The 323-nt window shown below is 61.9% G+C and carries 1 pseudogene; it reads right to left on the bottom strand.

Features of this window, described 5'->3' with window-relative positions:
* Positions 1-323, bottom strand: a pseudogene (locus CYJ76_RS11825) (hypothetical protein); the annotation flags it as partial.

Genomic DNA, 323 nt, shown 5'->3' with positions numbered 1-323 from the left:
TGCGCCGGGGAATCCTCGGAGATCTCCAGCGCCATGGTCTCCAGGGGCTTGTCCAGGTGGTTCATCGCCGAAATCGTGGCGTTGGACTCCGAGTTGGCGAACGCGGCGGCGTTCTGGCGCTGCACTTCCTCCGAAGACTTGCCGGAGGGGAAGATGTGCTCGATCGGCACCAGGGTGTCGTCTGTAGAAACCCAGCGCTTCAGCGCCTGCGCCAAAGTCATGTTCGTGCGGACGGACACGGTGGTCATGTTGAGATTTCCACTGGTCGGGTGAGTCTTCGCACCACTGATGTCCACGATCTGGCGGCCATCGACCTCGCCCAA

Origin of the sequence: Kytococcus schroeteri, from assembly GCF_002847825.1 — a bacterium.
In the GTDB taxonomy this organism is placed as follows: Bacteria; Actinomycetota; Actinomycetes; order Actinomycetales; family Dermatophilaceae; genus Kytococcus; species Kytococcus schroeteri.
Note: the sequence above shows the minus strand (reverse complement) of the source record. Positions and strands in the feature narration are given on the sequence as shown.